The following is an 18733-nucleotide window of genomic DNA, read 5'->3' on the forward strand; positions in this document are numbered from 1 at the left end:
GCATCCGGTCCGGACCCGGCCCCGGCGCGTCGCTACAGCATCAGCTGATAGCTGTGCGGCACATAGCGATAGCCATCTCCGTCGGTCTGCACATACCCAACTGCGGGCCAGGGCATGTGATAGCCGATCATCGGCACGGTGTCGGCGGCCAGCATATCCAGCAGCCTGCGCCGGGTTTTGGCGGCCATCTCCTTGTCGCGGTCGAACTTGACCTCCCAGTCCGGGTGCGCCAGGGACCACACGTAATGGTTGGCAAAATCCGCGCCCAGCAACAGCTGTTTGCCACCGCTTTCAAGCATATAGGCCATGTGACCCGGCGTATGGCCGAACGCCTCGATTGCCGTGATGCCGCGGGCAACATCGGCGCCGCCCGCGATCATGGCGGTCTGTTCTGCCAACGGGCGCATCTGGGTCTCGAATGTGTCGTTCCCGGCCATGTCCCAGGCGTCGAATTCCACCGACCCGGTGACGTAGCGTGCGTTGGGATAGGTCGGGGCGTCGCCGTTCATCAGCCCGCCGATATGATCGCCGTGCATATGGGTGATCACCACGATATCAACCATGTCCGGCGTATATCCCGCGGCGGTCAGTGCCGCCGTGGTTCCCACAGCCGACAGCCCGGTGTCAAAAAGGATCAGCTCGGACCCTGTGTTGACCAGGGTCGGGGTAAAGAAGAACCGGGCCCGGTCGATGGGCAGATTTGCGTCGGCGGAGACCTTGGCGAATTCTTCGGGTGACGCGTTCATGCCGAAGATCTGCTGCGGATCCGGGACCGTTCGGCTGCCGGCCAGAATGGTGGTGACCTCGAAATCGCCCAGCTTAAGGCGGTTGAAGGGCGCGCTTGCGGCCCCCATCATCGGGGCGGCGGCACGCGACGCCGTTGCTGCAACGGTCAGCGGCAGCGCGGCGGCGCCGACCATCGCGGCGCGGCGGGTGATCTGGGCATTCGTTCTGGACATGTCTGGATCCTCTGGGTGTGATCGGTATTCGAGACATAGCGTGTATCGCGCCGTGGGCGACTGACAAATTTGCGAGGTTCCTGTCCGTGCGCGCACTCTGTGATAGGCTGAAAGGCATGACCCGGAACAAGACCCAACAGAACAATGCCGATGTAGAGGCGTTTCTGAGCACTGTTCTGCCCGCGCACAAGGCAGAGGATGCGCGCCGGTTGGATCGGCTTTTTCAGGAGGTTTCCGGCTTTGCCCCACGCATGTGGGGCGCGTCGATCATCGGCTATGGGCGGTACTGCTATGTCTATGACAGCGTGCGGCAGGGGGACTTGCTGGCCACCGGGTTCGCACCGCGCAAGGCGGCATTTTCGATTTATATCCTGCCTGGGTACACGGATTTCAGTTCAATTCTGGACCGGCTGGGCAAACACCGCATCGGCAAGTCCTGCCTGTATGTGGCCAAGCTGGCCGATATCGACTTGGGGGTTCTGGCCAGACTGATCCGTGCCGGGCTGGACGATCTGGACCAAAGGTGGCCTGTTCATCCGGTCTGAACTGCGGGTCGCTGGACAAAGGCGCGGCCCTGTGACAACAGATCGCGCAACAGGAGACAGCCATGACCACCACCCGCTTTGCCCCTTCGCCCACCGGTTACATCCATATCGGAAACCTGCGCACGGCGCTGATGAACTATCTGATCGCCCGCAAGGCCGGCGGAACCTTTATCCTGCGCATCGACGATACCGATCCCGAGCGGTCGAAAGAAGAATACGTCGACGCGATCAAGCGGGATCTGGAATGGTTGGGTCTGCATTGGGACCGGGTCGAGCGACAGTCGCAAAGGCTGGACCGGTATGCCGAGGCCGCCGACCGTCTGCGTGAAATGGGGCGGTTCTACGAGGCTTTCGAGACCCCCACGGAACTGGATCTGAAGCGCAAGAAGAAGCAACTGAACATGGGCAAGCCGCCGGTCTATGACCGCGCCGCGCTGGCGCTCAGCGAGGCCGAAAAGGATGCGCTGCGGGCCGAACGCGGGCAGGGTGTATGGCGGTTCAAGCTGGATCACGAGCGGATCGAATGGCCCGACGGGATCCTGGGCGACATTTCGATAGACGCCGCCAGCGTCAGCGACCCGGTGCTGATCAAGGCCGACGGGCAGGTGCTGTATACGCTGGCCTCGGTGGTGGATGACACGGAAATGGGGGTGACCAACGTTGTGCGTGGGTCGGATCATGTCACCAACACGGCGACGCAGATTCAGATCATCAGGGCGCTGGGCGGAACGGTGCCGCAATTTGCCCATCATTCGCTGCTGACCGGGCCGCAGGGCGAAGCCCTGAGCAAGCGACTGGGGGTGCTGGCCCTGCGCGACCTGCGCGAACGCGGCGTGCAGCCGATGGCGCTGCTCAGCCTGATGGCGCGGTTGGGGTCTTCGGATCCGGTCGAGCTGCGCACAGAGATGAGCGAGTTGATCGACGGGTTCGACATCACCCGGTTTGGCAGTGCGCCCACCAAGTTCGATGTCGAAGATCTGTTCCCTCTGACCGCGCATTATCTGCAGGGGCTGCCGCTGTCGGCTGTGCGCGATCACGTGGCGGCACTGGGTGTGCCTGACGATCTGGCCGAACCCTTCTGGCTGATGGCGCGCGACAACATTACAACGCTGGCCGATCTGCGAGGCTGGTGGGAGTTGTGCCGCGACGGGGCCGATCCGCTGATCGCGGATGAGGACCGAGCGTTTATCGCCGAGGCGATGGGTCTGCTGCCCGATGGCCCGTTTGACGTCGACACATGGAGCACCTGGACGGCCGCGGTCAAAGACGCAACCGGGCGCAAGGGCAAAGGCCTGTTCATGCCGCTGCGCAAGGCTGTCACAGGGCGCGAACGTGGGCCAGAGATGGCCGCCCTGATGCCGCTGTTACAGGTGGTGCGCGCCCGCGCCTGAGGCGGGCGCATCCGGTGCGGGTCCCGGCGGGGTGGCCGGTCAGGACGTGGGCATCACGGTCCGCACGCCAACCCCGGACAGCCGGTCGTCGACAAATGCGGTTTCGCTCGGTGACAGTTGCCGATGGCGCGGATAGCGCGGTTCCGCGCGGTCGTTGAGCACAGGCGTCTCCCATCCCTGTGTGGTTTCAAAGAAGCGTTCCGCACCATCCGGGCCGAATTCGTGCAGATACCCCTGAACCACGACGTCGATATAGCTGAGCAGGATCGGATAGCGGTCGGTCGGCTGCGTGTGCCGATCCTCGGGGACCGCATAGACCGCCACGTCGATCCCGTCGCCCAGTGCATGGTCGACTGAGCCGTTGGCGGGCACCCGATCATAGGCCCATTCACGTTTGTCCAGCGCCAGCCAGTCTCCGTCAGGGACATGGGCAATCATGCCATCGATGACGCATCCGGGCGCGGGAATGGCCGTCAGAAACGCGACCGAGCGCAGATCGGTGTGCCGCCATGCCCGACACCAGCCGGACAACTGCGCCGGTTGCGGATTGGCAAAATCATGCGTGGTACGGTTCACCAGGCTGCCATATCCAAAGAAATAGGGATCTGTTGTCATCCGGGTGCACCATTGTCTTATTGATGTAAGTCAAACCAACTTTTGCAGCGATATGCGACAAACTTCAATCAGGGCTATGCGAGGAGCGATCCCATGCGAATCACCAAGCGGACAAATATCGCGGTTCGGTTGCTGATGTATTGCGCCACCAATGGTGGCCGGTTGGTGACCAAGGCCGAGATTGCGCAATGTTGCAACATTTCCGAGAATCACCTTGCGCAGGTCATCAATCAATTGAGCCAGCTGAACTATCTCAGCACCCAGAGAGGGCGGAACGGCGGCATGAGTCTGGGCCGCCCGGCCGCCGATATCCGCATCGGGGATGTCTTTCGCGATGTCGAGGGCGGGCTGCCGATCGCAGAATGCTTCGCGGATGCGGATAACACCTGTCCGCTGGTGTCGGCCTGTCGTCTGCGCGTGGCGCTGACCGACGCGGCACAGGCGTTCTATGCGTCGCTGGATGCGATTTCGCTGGACTCGCTGGTCTGTGACAATTTTGACCTGATCAAGATCCTCCAGCCGGCATCCTGTCCGCGCTGATCATTCGCGACCGCGCAAAACCTGTGCGGGGCGGGCGGCCAGCGGGCGCCAGGCAAACCCCAGCCCGGCCAGCAGAGTTGCCACGACCCCGCCGGTCACGATGCCCAGAGCCGAGGGCCAGATCACGGTAAAACCGGTCTCCATGACAAACCGGCTGACCGCCCAGCCGCCTGCAATACCCGCGGCCAGGGCGACGATCCCGGCAGCGGCACCCAGGATGGCGGCGCGCAGGGCAAAGCTGCTCAGGATGCGGCGGCGCGATGCCCCGAGCGTTTTCAGGACCGCTGCTTCGTAGGTGCGGGCCTGCTCGCCCGCCGCCGCAGCACCGATCAGCACCAGAAATCCGGTCAACAGGGTCGCGGCGGCGCCATAAGATGTGGCGGCGGCGATTCCGGCCAGAACCCCGGACACCCGGTCGATTGCATCGCGGACCCGGATCGCTGTGATGTTGGGATAGGCGGTGGCCAGATCGCGCAAAATTTCTGCTTCGGCCGTCTCTTCGGCATAGACCGTCGAGATAAAGCTGTGCGGCGCAGCCGACAGCGCCGAGGGGTTCATTGTCAGCACAAACCCCAGCCCGGCGGTCGAGAAATCGACCTCGCGAAAGCTGGTGATGGTGGCGGTGATGTCCCGGCCCAGGATGTTGACGGTCAGAGTATCTCCAAGGGACAGGCCCATCTCGGCGGCCTCTGCGGCGGCAAAGCTGATCTGGGGCGGACCGTCATAATCCGGCCCCCACCAGGTTCCGGCGACCAGACGGGTGGTTTCGGGCAATTCGGTGGCATAGGTCAGGCCCCGGTCGCCGCGCACGACCCAGTGGTCACCCGCGACCTCGCGTGCCGGTTTGCCATTGATCCGCGTGACAACGCCACGCAGCATCGGCGCAGTTTCCACCCGGCTAACGGTCGGGTCATGGGTCAGGCGTTTGGTGAAACCGTCGATCTGGTCCTTTTGAATATCGACAAAGAAATAGGACGGCGCAATGTCGGGCAGATTGCCGGATATCGCGTTGCGCATGTTGCCGTCGATCTGCCCGACTGCGGCCAGCACCGACAGGCCCAATCCGAGCGACAGCACCACCGAAGCCGCGCCTTCACGCGGGCCCGAGATCGCGGAAAGCGCCCATCGCAGCGCCGGGTGGCCCCGCGCGGCAATGCCGCTGCGGCGGGCCAGCGTGCGAATGGCCATGGCCGAGACCGTCAGCAGCACCAGGGCAAACGCCAGACCGCCCGTGGTCCACAGGGTCAGCCGCGCCGTGCCGCTGAACCATGCGGCCAGACCGACCAGCGCGGCGAGGCCAATCAGGATGGCCAGCAGATACCGCCAGGGTGGCAGCAGGCGGGCGCTGTCCAGCGCATCGCGAAACAGGGTTGCGGCGCGCACCTCTTCGGTGCGGGCCAGCGGCCAAAGTGTAAAGATCAGCGCCGTCAGCAGCCCATAGATCGCGGCTTCGGCAAGCGGGGCGGGATAGACTGCAAACGCCGCCGGAATTGGCAGGCGGGACTCGATCAGCGGTGCCAGCAGCACCGGCACCAGCGCGCCCAGAACCACACCCATGGCAATGCCGACGAGCGACAGGATGCCGATTTGCAGGAAATAGGTCTGGAAGATCGTGGCGCGATCCGCCCCCAGGGTGCGAAGGGTGGCGATGACGCCGGTCTTGGCTGCCAGATACGCCCGCACGGCAGCGGACACGCCCACCCCGCCGACCGCCAGCCCGGACAGGCCGACCAGAACCAGGAATGACCCGAGCCGTTGCACGAAACTGGCCACGCCCGGCGCGCCGTTGCGGGCATCGGTCCACCGCATTCCGGTGCCATCGAACCGCGCGCGCGCCTCGATGGCCAGACGGTCCAGGTCGCTGCCGGGGGGCAGGATCATACGGTACTTGGTGTCGAACAAGGTCCCCGGTGCCAACAGACCCGACTTTTGCAGGCCATCGGTGGCCACCAGAGTGCGGGGGCCCAGACCATAGCCATCCGCCGCGCCGTCCGGTTCGTGCACCAGCGCCGCCATCAATACGAAATCCTGCGTGCCCAGCCGAAAGCTGTCACCGGGGACGAGGCCGAGGCGGTCGATCAGAACGCGGGCCATCACACCGCCGGGCAGGCCGTTTTCGCCCGCCAGCGCCTGTTCCAGCGGTATTTCTGGATCCAGCCGCGGTGTGCCAACCAGCGGATAGGCCGCATCGACGGCTTTGACCTGGGTCAGCACCCGTTCGGTGGTCCCGTCGCGATCGACGACGGCCATCGAGCGGAAATCGACCACCTCGGAGAGTTCGGTGGCGGTGTCGCGCATCCAGATCCGTTCGGCGTCCGAGGCAAAGCGATAGGTGAACCGCATTTCGGCGTCGCCCCCCAGCAGCGACGCGCCTTCGCGGGCGAGCCCGGCCTCGATGCCGGAGCGGACCGATCCTACCGCAGCGATAGCGGCAACGCCCAGCGTCAGGCAGGCCAGAAAAATGCGAAACCCGTGCAAGCCGCCACGCAGTTCGCGCCGGGCAAATCTGGCCGCTAATCGCAGGCTCATTCGGCGGCTTTCCGGGCCGTTTCGGGGGCTATATGGCCGTCACGCAACCGGATTATCCGGTCGCAGCGCGCCGCAAGCTCATGCGAATGGGTGACCAGCACCAGAGTCGCGCCATGGCGATCACGCAGACCAAACAACAGATCCATGATCGCGGCGCCATTGGCTTCGTCCAGATTGCCGGTGGGTTCATCTGCCAACAGGATATGCGGGCGCGGGGCCGAGGCGCGCGCCAGCGCCACGCGCTGCTGTTCGCCACCCGACATCTGCGCCGGATAGTGATTGGCCCGGTTGGACAGACCCACGGTTTCCAGCTCGGCGGCAGCGCGTTCAAAGGCGTCGCGGGCACCGGACAGTTCCAGCGGCGTTGCGACGTTTTCCAGTGCGGTCATGGTCGGGATCAGATGAAACGACTGAAACACCACCCCCATGTGATCGCGGCGGAACCGCGCCAGCGCGTCTTCGCCCATTGCGGTCAGGTCATGCCCCAGCGCCGTGATCGAACCGCCCGTGGCCTGTTCCAGCCCCCCCATCAGCATCAGCAGCGAGGATTTGCCGGATCCGGATGGGCCGATCAGGCCAAGCGTTTCGCCCCGGGCCACATCCAGTGTGATCGAATGCAGGATATCGACAGGGCCGGCATTGCCATTCAGCGACAAAGAGGCATCTTTGAGGGAAAGGATTGGGTCGGTCATGGGCCCTACATTTCAGAGGTGTATTTGATGGCATATGGAGCGATGAGCGAAATGCGCAAGGTCTTGGCGGCATTTGCCTTTTCTTTGTGCGGATTTGCGGCGGCTGCCGAGCCAGTGACGATCGCCGCGTTGGGGGACAGCCTGACCCAAGGATATGGCCTTGTCCAGCAGGACGGCTTTGTGCCGCAGCTGCAGGGCTGGCTGCGCGCGCAGGGGGCCGAGGTTGTCCTTGTCAACGCGGGCGTGTCGGGTGACACCACGGCAGGCGGGGCGGCGCGCGTGGACTGGACCCTGACGCCGGATGTGGACGGTATGATCGTCGCGCTGGGGGGCAACGATCTGTTGCGCGGCCTGGACCCGAAAGTGAGCCGGGCGAACCTTGAAACGATTCTGGCAGCGGCACAGGTGGCGGATGTACCCGTTCTTCTGGTCGGGATGCAGGCGCCGGGCAACTATGGTCCTGAATACAAGATCGCGTTCGATGCAATCTATCCCGAGCTTTCCGAAACTTACGGAACGCTCTATGCCGACAGTTTTTTTACCGGTATCGCCGGAGAGGATGCAGACCCATCTGAAATGCGCGCCTTTATGCAGGCGGATGGAATCCATCCCAACCCCGAAGGTGTCCGGCGCATTGTCGAGGCACTGGGGCCCAGCGTGTTGCAGCTTGTCGCACTGGCCCGAGCGGGCAATTGACCGATGCCGGGTCGGGTGTTCCTGACTGATCCACCTGCGGCCATCGCCGCGGCATTGGGGGTGTCGTCCGATCCGATGGCCGACGAACCGTCGCGCCACAACATTGCACCGGGGCAACAGGTGATCGCCTTGACAGGCGATGGGCTGACGCGGATGCGCTGGGGTATGATCCCGGTGGGGCGGGTGAATGCGCGCGGTCGTCCGGTGATGGAGACGATTGTGAATGCCCGCTCTGAGACCCTGTTTCAAAAATCCGCATTTGCCGGTGTGGGGCGCGCGGTCATGCCGGTCAGCGGTTGGTACGAATGGACCGGCAAGACCCGCCGCAAGACCGCCTGGCGCATTCGTCCGCGCCAAGGTGGGCTGCTGCTGTTTGCCGCGATCACCGATGTCTGGACCGCCCCGGGCGGTCAGAAGGTGCCGCAGCTGGCGACGGTCACCTGTGCGCCCTCGGCGGATGTGCGTGATGTCCACGACCGCATGGCCGTGATCCTGGCGCCCGGCGACGTGATGCGTTGGTTGCGGGGGGCACCAGACGCTCTGACCGGCGTGATGGTGCCCTGGCCGGAAGGGCGTTTGCAGGTCGAAATGGCAAAGGATGTCGATTGGAGCGGGCCGTGACGGTGAAGCCCGGGCCGCGAATTCAGTGCGACGCCTCTAGTCGCAACAATTGCGCCCGGCTGTACGTCATGCGGATCGGCCCGTCATCGCCGGCGTGAAAGGCCGGGTCCTGCGGCATGCAGCCCAGACCGCATAGCTGAATGGCCACCTGCGCGGTCCCATCGACATACCAGAGCCGCCCGCCTGGGGTCGAGATATATCCGTTGACACCTTCTCGGGCGTCGCTGGCAATGTCCAACGCGGTCGGGAACTCGGCAGGAACGTCCGGATCATAGGCCCCATGTGTGTGCATCGACGCAATCAGTTTAAGCCCGGTGTCGGGCAGAAGCGGGGTACAGCCATCGTGACCGCCGCGTTGCATCTGGGTGAAACCGATCTCGCCCTCCGCGGTGCGGCCCAAATAGCCACAATATTCGCGGTCGGTCGCAAAGGACAGCCGCTGTGCGCGGGCCAGCCATTGTAGCGCGGCGGCATGTTCCGACTGAGGCGGCAAGGTGGCCGTGGGACCGTGCAGCAACAGCGACAGCGCGATCAGGGTCAGGGCGGCAAGCATCGCGTCCGCTCAGCCGGTCGTGGACACGGTGCGGGATGTCTTCGCGCAATTGCGTAGAGGCGTCAAAGAACCGTGACCACGGTACCGATCGGGACACGTTCGTACAAATCCGTGACATGCGCGTTCAGCATGCGGATACAGCCGTTCGAGGCCGATTGTCCGATGGTTTGCGGCTGGGTCGTTCCATGGATGCGGAAATAGGTGTCGACGCCATTCTGAAACAGGTACAGCGCCCTTGCGCCCAGCGGGTTGTCCGGCCCACCCGGTTGCACATAGTCGTTGTCCTTGAAACGGGCATAGGATCGGGGGTCCCGTTCGATCATCTCGTCGGTCGGGCGCCAGGTTGGCCATTCCTTCTTGACCTGGATTACCGCTGTGCCGGTGAACTCCAGCCCGGCCTTGCCGACGCCGACACCATAGCGAATCGCCTTGCGCGGTTCGGTCACGAAATACAGATAGTAAGACCGAGGCAGGATCAGCATCTGCCCGGGCAGAAAGTCCTTTTTGATCCGGACGTATTGCGGGGTGGGATCGAAATCGGGGGCCTGGGCCTGTGTGCCGCGCGGTACAAAGGCCGCAGCGGCGGTCGAGGCAAGGAATGTACGGCGTGTGATCATGACCGGTCTCGCTAGGATAGGAACAGCGCCATTTTTCTTTGATGTGGACGGTGGGTCAATGCCGTGGCGGCGCAGTTCAGCGTGATGTGATCGCGGTTGCGGCGGTAAAGGCACAGGAAAACGCCGAAAAATCGACCTATCAGAGGTCAAATCCGAAATGTCCGGCCATCCAGACCACGCAGAGATACAGTACAACGGTCAGCAGACATCCCAGTCCGAGCGCGGCCCAGAATGTGCACCCCCGACTCAACAGCGCCGGGATCAGCAGAAACATGGGCAGCGATGGCAGCACGTACCAGAAGGTCGCGGCGGAATGGTGCGCCATGTTCACGGCGTCTGGTTTGTCGCGCCAAAGCCAGATCATGCCCAGCACTGAAATCAACGGTAACGAGGCAATCAGGGCGCCGAATACCGGCTGGCGCCTGGCGACCTCGGAAACGAGAGCAATGATCGCGCCGGATAACAGCGCCTTGAACAGAAAATAACCCATGGGCGCAGTTTGCTGCGTAGAACTGGGTCATGCAATTGCGAACACGGGACCCAAACGCAAAGAAGGCGGGCAAATTGCCCGCCTTCGCATTCCTGTCAGGCCGAAGCCTGGACCTTAGGCCAGAGCCAGGTTGGTCGCGCTCTCGCGGCCGTCACGGCCTGCTTCGATGTCGAACGTGACTTTCTGGTTGTCGGCCAGACCGGTCAGGCCTGCGCGCTCAACAGCAGAGATGTGGACGAAAACGTCCTTGCTGCCGCCATCGGGTGCAATGAAGCCGAAGCCTTTGGTTGAGTTAAACCATTTCACGGTGCCAGTGGCCATATCCGTGTCTCCTGTAGTAGTCGCTGTCCGCGGAAGTGCGACAGCCCGGCGTGGTTGGTCTGGATCGAAGACTGAGCGCCGTGAAAGGAGACAGTGGGTCGAAAAAGAGTACCGTTAGCGATGTGCCGTATGGCAGGTTGGCTGATTCTAGGCAAGATAAATCTTGTGTGTCGGAGCAACTGGCAGAAAAGTGCCAGTGGCAGCCCTTTTCCCGGCTGCGCGCCATGCCAGACGGGCGTCCAAACGCCTGTTGCAAAGGGTCATTGTGAAAAGCGGACCGCCCTATCTGCGGCCTTCCGCCTCGTCGATCAGGCGGCGTACCCAACGCGTCACCAGCCAGTTGGCGGGGAGCCCCAAGGGGATGCTGAGCAGCAATGCCGCAACCGGGGACAAGGCGGGCAGACCAATGGCCTGAGCCATCAGGCCAAGCATGAACAGATTGATCGCGACGGCCCCGGTGGTAAAGACATACAGCAGCGCATAGAGCCTGCCGAACGAGGGGCTTTCGGTCGTGGTCATGCCGCGTTCACCTGTTTTGCCTCTGAAAGCAACGCCGCCGCGATCAGGCGCGGCACCTGCGGGTGGATGCCGATCGGCGGCAGGCGCACCCCCTCAAAATCGGCGAGATCCAGCGCTTCGGGGATATCTTCCACGACATGGCCGCCGCCGGCGGCAAAGAACGGCATACAGATTGCCCGGGACCCGGTGTCGAACACAACGTCGCCCAGAAAAGGCGGTTCTTCGATATAGCCGGTGCGGATGTCGGCGAAACCGGTCCGCTCGGCCAGAGCCGTTACAAACCGTTCCGTGTCGCGGGCCGAATTGCGGCTTTTGCCCGATCCGTGCGAGGCGACGATCAGGCAGGTATCCCGCATCTGCCAGCCACGGTTTTGCAATTCCGCAGCCAGCCAGTTGCATGCCAGATCCGGCAGCGTCGGGTCGGTCCCCAGCGGCGGCAGAATCCTGACGTTTCGTCCTTTCAGCCGCTTGGGCAGAGTGGTTTGGGTGAACCAGCCGTCGGTCATGAACAGCGGATAGATCAGCGCGCCGGTCCCCGCCGCCTCGGCTGCGGCGTCCAGTGCGCCCGACGCCGCCAGCGTGGCGCTGGACAAGGACCAGCCCGGCATCAAGGCGGCGACGTGGGCGGTCAGCTCGGCCAGGGCCGCCTCGGCCGGGGCTGGATCGGAGGGCTGACCATGGCTGACGATGATGGCGCGGCGATTAATGGCTTGTGCCCTCCGAAAATGTGATCTTGTTCCAGACATTGTACTTTCCCGACGGTTTGCGCATCGGCAGGCGGCGAAGCTCTTCCAGCGTGGCGGCGTCATAGACGATCACCGCGCCGTCGTCCTCCCAGATCGACACCAGTGCATAGCGCCCATCGCGGGTGAATTCCACATGCGCCACGGTTGCGCCGGGCTCCGGCTGCAGCGTCTTGACGATTTCCAGGCTCTGTTTGTCGATCACATGCATCAGGTCCTTATTTGGTCCGAAGAACACGTCCGACCAGAAATACGGCGAATTTTCGTGACTGCGCAGGAAAAAACCCGGCCCCTTGGTGTCGATGGTCTGCAGGATCGACCAGTCCTCGGTATTGATCACCGACAGCTTGCCCTCTTTCAGATGCGGGGTGGCCATGATCCGGCGACCGTCTTTTTCCCAACTGATCCCGCTGCCCAGATGCGGCATGCCGGGGAGCGGCAATTCCGCAATTTCGCGACCGACATTCAGGTTCACCACCACGCCGCGGGCGCCATCGCGCGCCGCCCCGATCAGGTGGCGATAGTCGTCGGTGAAAAAGAAATCGTCCAGCGGCTCGGCGATCTCGATCCGGCGGCGCGCGAAAAGCCCCTGGGATGAGGGGATCGCCTCGATCATGTTCTTTTCGCGGCTGTGTACGAACCCTTCGTAAACCGGTTCCGCGTTTGGATCGGTGGCAACCTCCCAGATTTCCGGGGCGTCCTTGAGCGCCAGGATAAAGCTGTCCCGTTGGGGGGCCTGATAGACCGCAGACACCCGGCTGTGGACCCCGGATTTCGAGATCACCGGCATTACCTTTTCGACGCTTAGGTCGGCTGTGGACAGCAGGGTCAGGGTCATCGGCAGATAGTTTGCCACCGCCAGATGCAACCCATCGCGGCTGATGGCGATGTTGCGGCTGTTCAGCCCGGCACGGATGCGACCGACCTGATGCAGGGACCAGATGTCGTATTTTTGCACCCAGCCATCGCGGGACATGATAAAGACAAAACGCCCGTCAGGCGAAAACTTGGGTCCGCCATGCACGGCAAAAGGGGTCTCGAACCGGTCCAGAACCTCGAATGTGTCGCCGTCCAGCACGCTGATATGATGATCGCCGGTTTCGACCACCAGCGTGATGTTCATCGGATCGGCGTCGAAAGCCGGGGATGTTGCAGGCACATAGTCAGGGTCCAGCCACAGCGTTTCGGCGATCCGGTCCGCGCCCCACTCCGGTGCGGTGTCCAGCGGCGTTTGCAGATACGCGGCCAGATCGGCGATCGCCTGCGCCGTCAATGTCTCGGCGAATGCCGGCATTTGGGTCGCGGTACGGCCATGGGTGATGACCTTTTCCAGATTTGGCCCCCGCATCCGTTTGAGGGTTTGCGGAATCAGCGCCGGACCGGTCCCGCCAAGACGGGTTTCGCCATGACAGGCAGCACAATTGTCGGCGTAGTCCCGCGCCGGGTCCGCCATCGCGAAAGAGGCCAGAAACAGCAGGCTAGAGGCTGAAATCATGCGCCGGATCATGGCGTTTTCCCCGAAATGGCGTGACGGTCAGGCGGTCATCGGTATCTGCGACACCGATTTCGGCGTTGGACAGGTAACAGGCCGGATCTTCGGCCCAGGGATCACCGGTCAGTTGCAGGGCGCGGATGCGGGTGTTGCCGCCGCAGATCGACTGATGGGCACAGGCCCCGCAGCGCCCCTTGAGCGGCCGCGGACGGCGGCGCAGCTGCGCCAGCATCGGGTCGGTGCCGGTCCAAAGTCGCGAAAACGGGGTGTGCTTGATACTGCCCACGGTGTAGTCGGACCAATAGGTATCGGGATGCACATTGCCTTGCGGGTCGATATTGGCCACGCCCAGCCCCGACGAATTGCCACCCCAGGCCTGCAGATGGTCGCGCAGGTTGCTCAGCCGCGCCTCATCGAACCGGTCCCGCGCCCACCGCATCATGTAAACCGCGTCGGCATCGTTGTTGCCGGTGACGATGTCCAGCGGATGGCCGTCGCTTGCATTGCGCCAGGCGCGCTCGATCAGCAGGTCCAATGCGGCGCGGGTGTGGTCATGCACCGCGTCTTCGCCCCGGTTCTTGTCGCCGCGCCCGGCATAGACCAGGTGTGACAGATAGAACTTGTCCACGCCCTCGTCATCGCACAGCTTGAGCAGATCGGGCAGTTGCTCCGCATTGTCGCGCGTCAGGGTAAAACGCAGACCTACTTTGATGCCGCGCCGCTTGCATTCGCGCACCCCGCGGACCGCATCGTCAAAGGCACCGTCGACGCCCCGGAACCAATCATTTGTCGCGCCGATCCCGTCGATCGAGATCCCGACATAGTCGAAGCCGATCTGTTCCACCTTGTCGGCATTCTCGCCATGGATCTTGGTGCCATTGGTGGACAGGGCCAGCATCCGCGTATGCGGACGCGCGGCACGCGCAATGTCGAAAAAGTCGAACCGGTCCAGGGGCTCGCCCCCCGACAGGATCAGGGCGTGGATGCCAAAATCGGCCATGTCCTGCACATTGGCCATCGCTTGTTCATGTGTCAGCTCGCCGGGAAAATGAACATCGGCCGAGACCGTGTAACAATGCCGGCAGCGCAGATTGCACCGTCGGGTGAGATTCCAGATCACAACCGGCTTTACGCCGCCACTGCCACGTCGGATCTTGACAGGAGTTGGGTGCACCAATTGGTGCATGTATTCGGACATGCGAAACATTCGGTCAGCCTTTCTGGCTGCGCAGACGCAGCCCGGTCTTTTTCAGAATACGGGTGGAATACAGGATATCATGTCCGCGACAGGCTTCTCCCAGCAGCCCGGCCACCTGCGCGCGCAGGTCTTCGACCTCGTCGCGCGAGGTTCCATGCAACATGGCAAACAGGTTATAGGGCCAGTCCGGCAGCGCGCGGGGGCGTTCGTAGCAATGGCTGACAAAGGCCAGGTTGCCGACTTGCTGGCCCAGGTCCGCGAGACGGTCGTCGGCCACGTCCCAGACCGACATGCCATTGGCGGTCATGCCCAGCTTGTAATGGTTCGGAGCCAGAGCGATTCGCCGGATCACGCCGCTGTCCTGCAGGGTGCGCATGCGGGCGCACAGGTCTTCTTCGGTCAGATCCAGCCCCCGCGCCACATGAGCATAGGGATGCGGCACCAGCGGCAGTCCCGCCTGCGTGGCCTCGATGATGCGGCGGTCGATGGCGTCGATGCTCATGCTGCCACCCGAAAACCGATGAAGAATTCCTGTAACTTGGGAAAGCACAACACCTTGATCCCGGTGTCCTGGGTTATCTGATCGGCCACCTGCTGGATCTCGTCAGGGGTTTCCGTCGCCAGGACGAACCACATGTTCAGGCGATGCGTGCGCTGATAGTTATGCGCCACTTCAGGGCGGGCGTTGACCTGCTCGGCCACCGCATCAAATCGAGCCTCGGGCACCGCCATGGCACACAGGCAGAAGGCCCCGCCCATGGCCGCGGCGTCAAAGAACGGTCCGAACCGCGTCATGATGCGGGCGGATTTCATCGCCTCAAGGCGGGAGAGCAAGTCCGGTTCAGCGATGCCCAGTTCTGCGGCCACATCGTGAAAAGGGCGCGGGGTGATCGGAAAACCATCCTGCAGCCGGTTCAAGATGCGGCGATCTGTATCGTCCAGCGTCATGCGATTTCCTTTTCCGGCGCGGCCACCATGGCACCGGTCTGTTTGAAACAGTGTAGCGAGAACAGCGGCAGATGCGGCACCTCGGCAAATTCGGGCAGAGTGCACACCTGTGTCAATGTTGCCATTGCATCAACGCGGCTGCGCGAATGAATCATCGAATACAACCGATAGGGCCAGACCCCAGGCACCGGTGTTCGTTCGTAACACAGGGTGATACCTGGCTGGGCGGCCAGGATTGGACCCGCCCGCGTGATTTGCGCGTGCGTCATGTCCCAGACCACCATCGCATTCGAGCGCCAGCCAAGCGCGCGGTGTCGCACGATGATGCCCAGCCGGGCGATGATCCCCGCCCCGGTGAGCACCCGCACCCGATCCAGAACCGACTGTTCATCAAGGTCAAGGGATTGGGCCACAACCCGATAGGGGCGTGGCACCAGCGGCAGTCCCTTCATCAACATCTGCAGGATCGCGCGGTCGCCCGGTTGAAAGGCTGCGGCGTCCACCGTACGGCCCGGCTTCCAGACCGTCGTTTTGCCGCGCAGTGCAAACCCCAGATCGACATTGAACGCCCGCACCAGTCGCAGATCCAGCACACGCAACCCGGTCTGCGCGGCGATTTGGGCCAGCGTGGCATCCACATGCGCCCGGTCGGGACCGGTTGCGACGAACCACAGGTTCCAGTCGTTTTCTCGCAGATACGAATGGTTGACACCGGGCTGCGCGCCGATGACGGCGGCGACCTCTTCTATGCGGCTTTCGGGTGCGGCCACCGCCGCCAAGGTGCTGGCCGAGATAATATTGGGCGCACAGGTGGCTCCGACGCGGGTGACGCGGGCATTGTCCACTTGCCGTTGCAGGCGCGCGATCACTTCATTTTCACTTAGCCCAAGGCTGCACGCCAGTTCTGCAAAGGGCTGCGGCGTGATCGGAAAATTGCGCTGCCAGTCGTCCAGAAGGGCCTGATCAAGCGGGTCGTTTACGCCTTCCATGGTCTATAACCCCGTCCTGTGCGCCCGGGCGGTGAAAAAGATGCCCGAGGGGCTTTCGGCATCGATCTCGCGCAGTTTTTCAAATGTCTCGGTGTCATAAACCATCACCTTGCCCGCGTCGCGTACCGACAGCCAGACCTCGTGCCCGCGGGGCGTGAATTCCATGTGCAACACGCCGGGGCCGGGTTTGAATTCGTGGACGACCTGTTTGGTCATCGTGTCGATGACCTGAATCGTATCGTTGTCGGGATGCGCAAAATTGACCCAGACATGCCGCCCGTCTGGGCGCGCGATGGCAAACACCGGCTGACCGTGGGTCGCGGTTCGTCCGGTTTCGCGCAGGCTGCGGGCATCGACCCACAGGACCTCGTGCTGTCCGACGGCTGGCAGAACGAATTCGCCGCCCGCCAGGGCCCAGCCTTCCAGATGGGGCATCTTATAGACCGGCAATCCTTCGCGGTCGGCGGCATAGCCCTGCAGGATCGGTTGCGGTGTTGGCGGATCCTGCCACAGGTCCAGCGCGGTCAGACGATCATCACCGAACAGGCCGGCGATATAGGTGCGCCCGTCCGGCGTGACCAGCGCGTCATAGGGGTTGGCGCCCATACCGGCGATCCTGGTGATCTGCGGCGTTGCGCCGGACAGATCCGCGATCCATGTCTCGCCCGTGTCCCACAGGGAAAACACAAACCGGGTTCCGGGAACGTCCACCAGCCCGATGGTCTTGGACCCGGTTGGAATATCGGCAACCAGATCCAGGGTTTCGGCGTCAAACACCCGCACGCCACCGGGCTCATAGTTGGAGACCGCGACATAGAGCCCATCGTCTGAAATCGCACCGCCAATGGAGTTTCCCGCCTGCATCACCCGCTTTACGATGGACTGTTCCAGAATATCGACCTTGGTCAGACCGCCATCGCGACCGAACACATAGGCGAACCGTTCATCCGGAGAATAAACCAGCGAGGCATGGGACAAATCGCCCAGCCCGGTGATCCGCCCGATGCGGGCGCGTTCGGATTGATCGACCACCAACAACGAGCCGCTGGCCCGTTCCACAACCAGACCCAGATCGCCGGTCGACTGTGCGAGCGCGGGCACCCACAGGGTAAGGCTGGCCATTGCCGCCAGAACAAACCGTTTCATCGTGTGTCTCCATTCAAAAGATAGGTCACGATCCAATCGACCTCGGGCTGAGTCAGCAAGGGGCGCCAAGGTGGCATCGGGGTGCCTGGGACACCGTCCAGAATCACCGCCGACAGGGTGTCGGCGTCGTAATGCGCCAATGCGTCCGGGCGGATATCCGGACCCAGCCCGCCTTTCAGCGTCAGACCGTGGCACGATCCGCAATCCTGGCGAACCAGCCGTTCCAATGCCGGCGCATCAACCGCAGCGGTCTCGCCCGCTGCGGCGGCACCGCTCATCGCCAGGTAAAACAGGACCCTATTCACCAGCCGCGACCGCCGCGTGCTCTGCATGATGTCTGATTTCTCCCGGTCGGGCAGCATAGAGCGATACCACATGCCCGATGACGAACAGCACCGGGGCTGGCATCGGCATGGTCCGGATATCGACACCGATCTGGCCAAGCCGGGACACGAACCGTCGTTCCTGCGGCGTCGTCGCAGCACAGATCGCCAGCACGGGCAGGCCGGCGGGCATGCCTTCGCGCATCAAATTCAGGGCGATTTCCGGGATATTGGCCGCCCCCATATAGACCACCAGCGTGGTATCGGGATCGGCTAGGCTGGCCCAATCCAGATCCAGTCGCTGATCGGCAGCGCGGTGACCGGTCACATAGCGCACGCCGGTGGCCAGACCGCGATGGGTCAGAGGCACGCCGGTGGCGGCCGCCATGCCCTGCGCGGCAGTGATGCCAGGGGCGTATTCGACCGCGATACCGCGCTGCACGAGATAGGCAGCCTCTTCCGAACCGCGACCAAAGATCAGCGGATCGCCGCCTTTCAATCGGGCCACGGTCAGACCCTCGGCGGCCAGTTCAGCGAGGATTTCATTGATGCGGTGTTGCGGGACGGTGTGGCATTTCGGGGCCTTGCCGACCGCGATCATCCGCGCGCCAGCAGGCGATAGTTCGAGAATTTCGGTGGACACCAGCCGGTCATAGACCACCGCATCGGCCTCTTGCAGCATGCGCAATGCGCGCAGCGTCAGCAGTTCGGCATCGCCGGGGCCCGCGCCGATCAAATATACCTTGCCCGTCGGGGTCATATGCTGGCTCCTGGATCGTGGCTGCATGAATTCGGGAAAGGCCCGG

The 18733-nt window shown here is 63.2% G+C and carries 23 protein-coding genes; 5 read left to right on the plus strand and 18 right to left on the minus strand.

Annotated elements, in window-relative coordinates:
• Positions 1 to 32: 32 nt before the first annotated feature.
• Complete coding sequence (locus tag NANH_RS0117560) at positions 33 to 959, minus strand: MBL fold metallo-hydrolase (RefSeq protein WP_027263236.1); 927 nt, start codon at positions 957 to 959, stop codon at positions 33 to 35.
• A 116-nt stretch (positions 960 to 1075) separates the two neighbouring features.
• On the opposite strand from NANH_RS0117560, the gene NANH_RS0117565 reads away from it, so the two are divergent.
• The gene (locus NANH_RS0117565) at positions 1076 to 1504 is read left to right on the plus strand and encodes a DUF1801 domain-containing protein (protein ID WP_027263237.1); all 429 of its coding nucleotides are present in this window, start codon (positions 1076 to 1078) and stop codon (positions 1502 to 1504) included.
• A gap of 62 nt (positions 1505 to 1566) precedes the next feature.
• Positions 1567 to 2895 (plus strand): glutamate--tRNA ligase, encoded by a 1329-nt coding sequence (gene gltX, locus NANH_RS0117570; protein ID WP_027263238.1) that lies wholly within the window; start codon positions 1567 to 1569, stop codon positions 2893 to 2895.
• Positions 2896 to 2934: 39 nt separating this feature from the next.
• Here the strand turns inward: gltX and NANH_RS26525 are convergent, their stop codons facing one another.
• A complete protein-coding gene (locus NANH_RS26525; protein WP_036050006.1) occupies positions 2935 to 3510 on the minus strand; it encodes a gamma-glutamylcyclotransferase family protein in 576 nt (191 codons plus the stop codon).
• Positions 3511 to 3603: 93 nt separating this feature from the next.
• Between NANH_RS26525 and NANH_RS0117580 the strand changes: the two genes are divergently transcribed.
• Positions 3604 to 4050 carry an RrF2 family transcriptional regulator gene (locus NANH_RS0117580; protein WP_027263239.1) on the plus strand — a complete coding sequence of 149 codons (447 nt, stop codon included), beginning with the start codon at positions 3604 to 3606 and terminating at the stop codon, positions 4048 to 4050.
• Here NANH_RS0117580 and NANH_RS0117585 read toward each other — a convergent pair whose 3' ends face one another.
• On the minus strand, positions 4051 to 6579 hold the full coding sequence (locus tag NANH_RS0117585; RefSeq protein WP_027263240.1) for an ABC transporter permease: 2529 nt from the start codon (positions 6577 to 6579) through the stop codon (positions 4051 to 4053). It lies immediately after the preceding gene.
• Positions 6576 to 7271 (minus strand): ABC transporter ATP-binding protein, encoded by a 696-nt coding sequence (locus tag NANH_RS0117590; protein WP_027263241.1) that lies wholly within the window; start codon positions 7269 to 7271, stop codon positions 6576 to 6578. Before NANH_RS0117590 ends, NANH_RS0117585 begins: the two co-directional genes overlap by 4 nt.
• Before the next feature lie 27 nt (positions 7272 to 7298).
• Between NANH_RS0117590 and NANH_RS0117595 the strand changes: the two genes are divergently transcribed.
• Together NANH_RS0117595 and NANH_RS0117600 are read left to right on the plus strand one after the other, a co-directional pair.
• The gene (locus tag NANH_RS0117595; protein ID WP_027263242.1) at positions 7299 to 7967 is read left to right on the plus strand and encodes an arylesterase; all 669 of its coding nucleotides are present in this window, start codon (positions 7299 to 7301) and stop codon (positions 7965 to 7967) included.
• A gap of 3 nt (positions 7968 to 7970) precedes the next feature.
• A complete protein-coding gene (locus NANH_RS0117600; RefSeq protein WP_027263243.1) occupies positions 7971 to 8588 on the plus strand; it encodes an SOS response-associated peptidase in 618 nt (205 codons plus the stop codon).
• Between the two features lie 22 nt (positions 8589 to 8610).
• On the opposite strand, the gene NANH_RS0117605 is transcribed toward NANH_RS0117600, so the two are convergent.
• The 14 genes from NANH_RS0117605 to cobA form a co-directional block, all read right to left on the minus strand.
• A complete protein-coding gene (locus NANH_RS0117605; protein ID WP_051372498.1) occupies positions 8611 to 9141 on the minus strand; it encodes a DUF4329 domain-containing protein in 531 nt (176 codons plus the stop codon).
• A 62-nt stretch (positions 9142 to 9203) separates the two neighbouring features.
• The gene (locus tag NANH_RS0117610) at positions 9204 to 9758 is read right to left on the minus strand and encodes a L,D-transpeptidase (protein ID WP_027263245.1); all 555 of its coding nucleotides are present in this window, start codon (positions 9756 to 9758) and stop codon (positions 9204 to 9206) included.
• Positions 9759 to 9897: 139 nt separating this feature from the next.
• Positions 9898 to 10248 carry a DUF3147 family protein gene (locus NANH_RS0117615; protein WP_027263246.1) on the minus strand — a complete coding sequence of 117 codons (351 nt, stop codon included), beginning with the start codon at positions 10246 to 10248 and terminating at the stop codon, positions 9898 to 9900.
• Between the two features lie 114 nt (positions 10249 to 10362).
• Positions 10363 to 10569 (minus strand): cold-shock protein, encoded by a 207-nt coding sequence (locus tag NANH_RS0117620; RefSeq protein ID WP_027263247.1) that lies wholly within the window; start codon positions 10567 to 10569, stop codon positions 10363 to 10365.
• Between the two features lie 282 nt (positions 10570 to 10851).
• A complete protein-coding gene (locus NANH_RS0117625; RefSeq protein WP_027263248.1) occupies positions 10852 to 11088 on the minus strand; it encodes a hypothetical protein in 237 nt (78 codons plus the stop codon).
• Positions 11085 to 11834, minus strand: coding sequence for a CbiX/SirB N-terminal domain-containing protein (locus NANH_RS26530; RefSeq protein WP_051372499.1), 750 nt, complete (start codon positions 11832 to 11834; stop codon positions 11085 to 11087). The genes NANH_RS0117625 and NANH_RS26530 overlap by 4 nt, the downstream gene beginning before the upstream one ends.
• A complete protein-coding gene (locus NANH_RS0117635; protein WP_027263249.1) occupies positions 11791 to 13338 on the minus strand; it encodes a nitrite reductase in 1548 nt (515 codons plus the stop codon). Before NANH_RS0117635 ends, NANH_RS26530 begins: the two co-directional genes overlap by 44 nt.
• A complete protein-coding gene (gene nirJ, locus NANH_RS0117640; RefSeq protein ID WP_027263250.1) occupies positions 13310 to 14530 on the minus strand; it encodes a heme d1 biosynthesis radical SAM protein NirJ in 1221 nt (406 codons plus the stop codon). The genes NANH_RS0117635 and nirJ overlap by 29 nt, the downstream gene beginning before the upstream one ends.
• 4 nt (positions 14531 to 14534) lie before the next feature.
• Positions 14535 to 15023 (minus strand): siroheme decarboxylase subunit beta, encoded by a 489-nt coding sequence (gene ahbB, locus NANH_RS0117645; RefSeq protein WP_027263251.1) that lies wholly within the window; start codon positions 15021 to 15023, stop codon positions 14535 to 14537.
• The gene (locus NANH_RS0117650) at positions 15020 to 15469 is read right to left on the minus strand and encodes an Lrp/AsnC family transcriptional regulator (protein ID WP_027263252.1); all 450 of its coding nucleotides are present in this window, start codon (positions 15467 to 15469) and stop codon (positions 15020 to 15022) included. The genes ahbB (NANH_RS0117645) and NANH_RS0117650 overlap by 4 nt, the downstream gene beginning before the upstream one ends.
• Positions 15466 to 16458 carry a siroheme decarboxylase subunit beta gene (gene ahbB / locus NANH_RS0117655; protein WP_027263253.1) on the minus strand — a complete coding sequence of 331 codons (993 nt, stop codon included), beginning with the start codon at positions 16456 to 16458 and terminating at the stop codon, positions 15466 to 15468. The genes NANH_RS0117650 and ahbB (NANH_RS0117655) overlap by 4 nt, the downstream gene beginning before the upstream one ends.
• A 3-nt stretch (positions 16459 to 16461) precedes the next feature.
• Positions 16462 to 17604, minus strand: coding sequence for a cytochrome D1 domain-containing protein (locus NANH_RS0117660; RefSeq protein ID WP_027263254.1), 1143 nt, complete (start codon positions 17602 to 17604; stop codon positions 16462 to 16464).
• Positions 17601 to 17936: a c-type cytochrome gene (locus NANH_RS0117665; protein WP_074920510.1), complete on the minus strand. Its 336-nt coding sequence runs from the start codon at positions 17934 to 17936 to the stop codon at positions 17601 to 17603. Before NANH_RS0117665 ends, NANH_RS0117660 begins: the two co-directional genes overlap by 4 nt.
• Positions 17902 to 18687 (minus strand): uroporphyrinogen-III C-methyltransferase, encoded by a 786-nt coding sequence (cobA, locus tag NANH_RS0117670; protein ID WP_027263256.1) that lies wholly within the window; start codon positions 18685 to 18687, stop codon positions 17902 to 17904. The genes NANH_RS0117665 and cobA overlap by 35 nt, the downstream gene beginning before the upstream one ends.
• Positions 18688 to 18733 lie beyond the last annotated feature (46 nt).

The organism is Sedimentitalea nanhaiensis DSM 24252 (assembly GCF_000473225.1).
GTDB classification, from domain to species: Bacteria; Pseudomonadota; Alphaproteobacteria; order Rhodobacterales; family Rhodobacteraceae; genus Sedimentitalea; species Sedimentitalea nanhaiensis.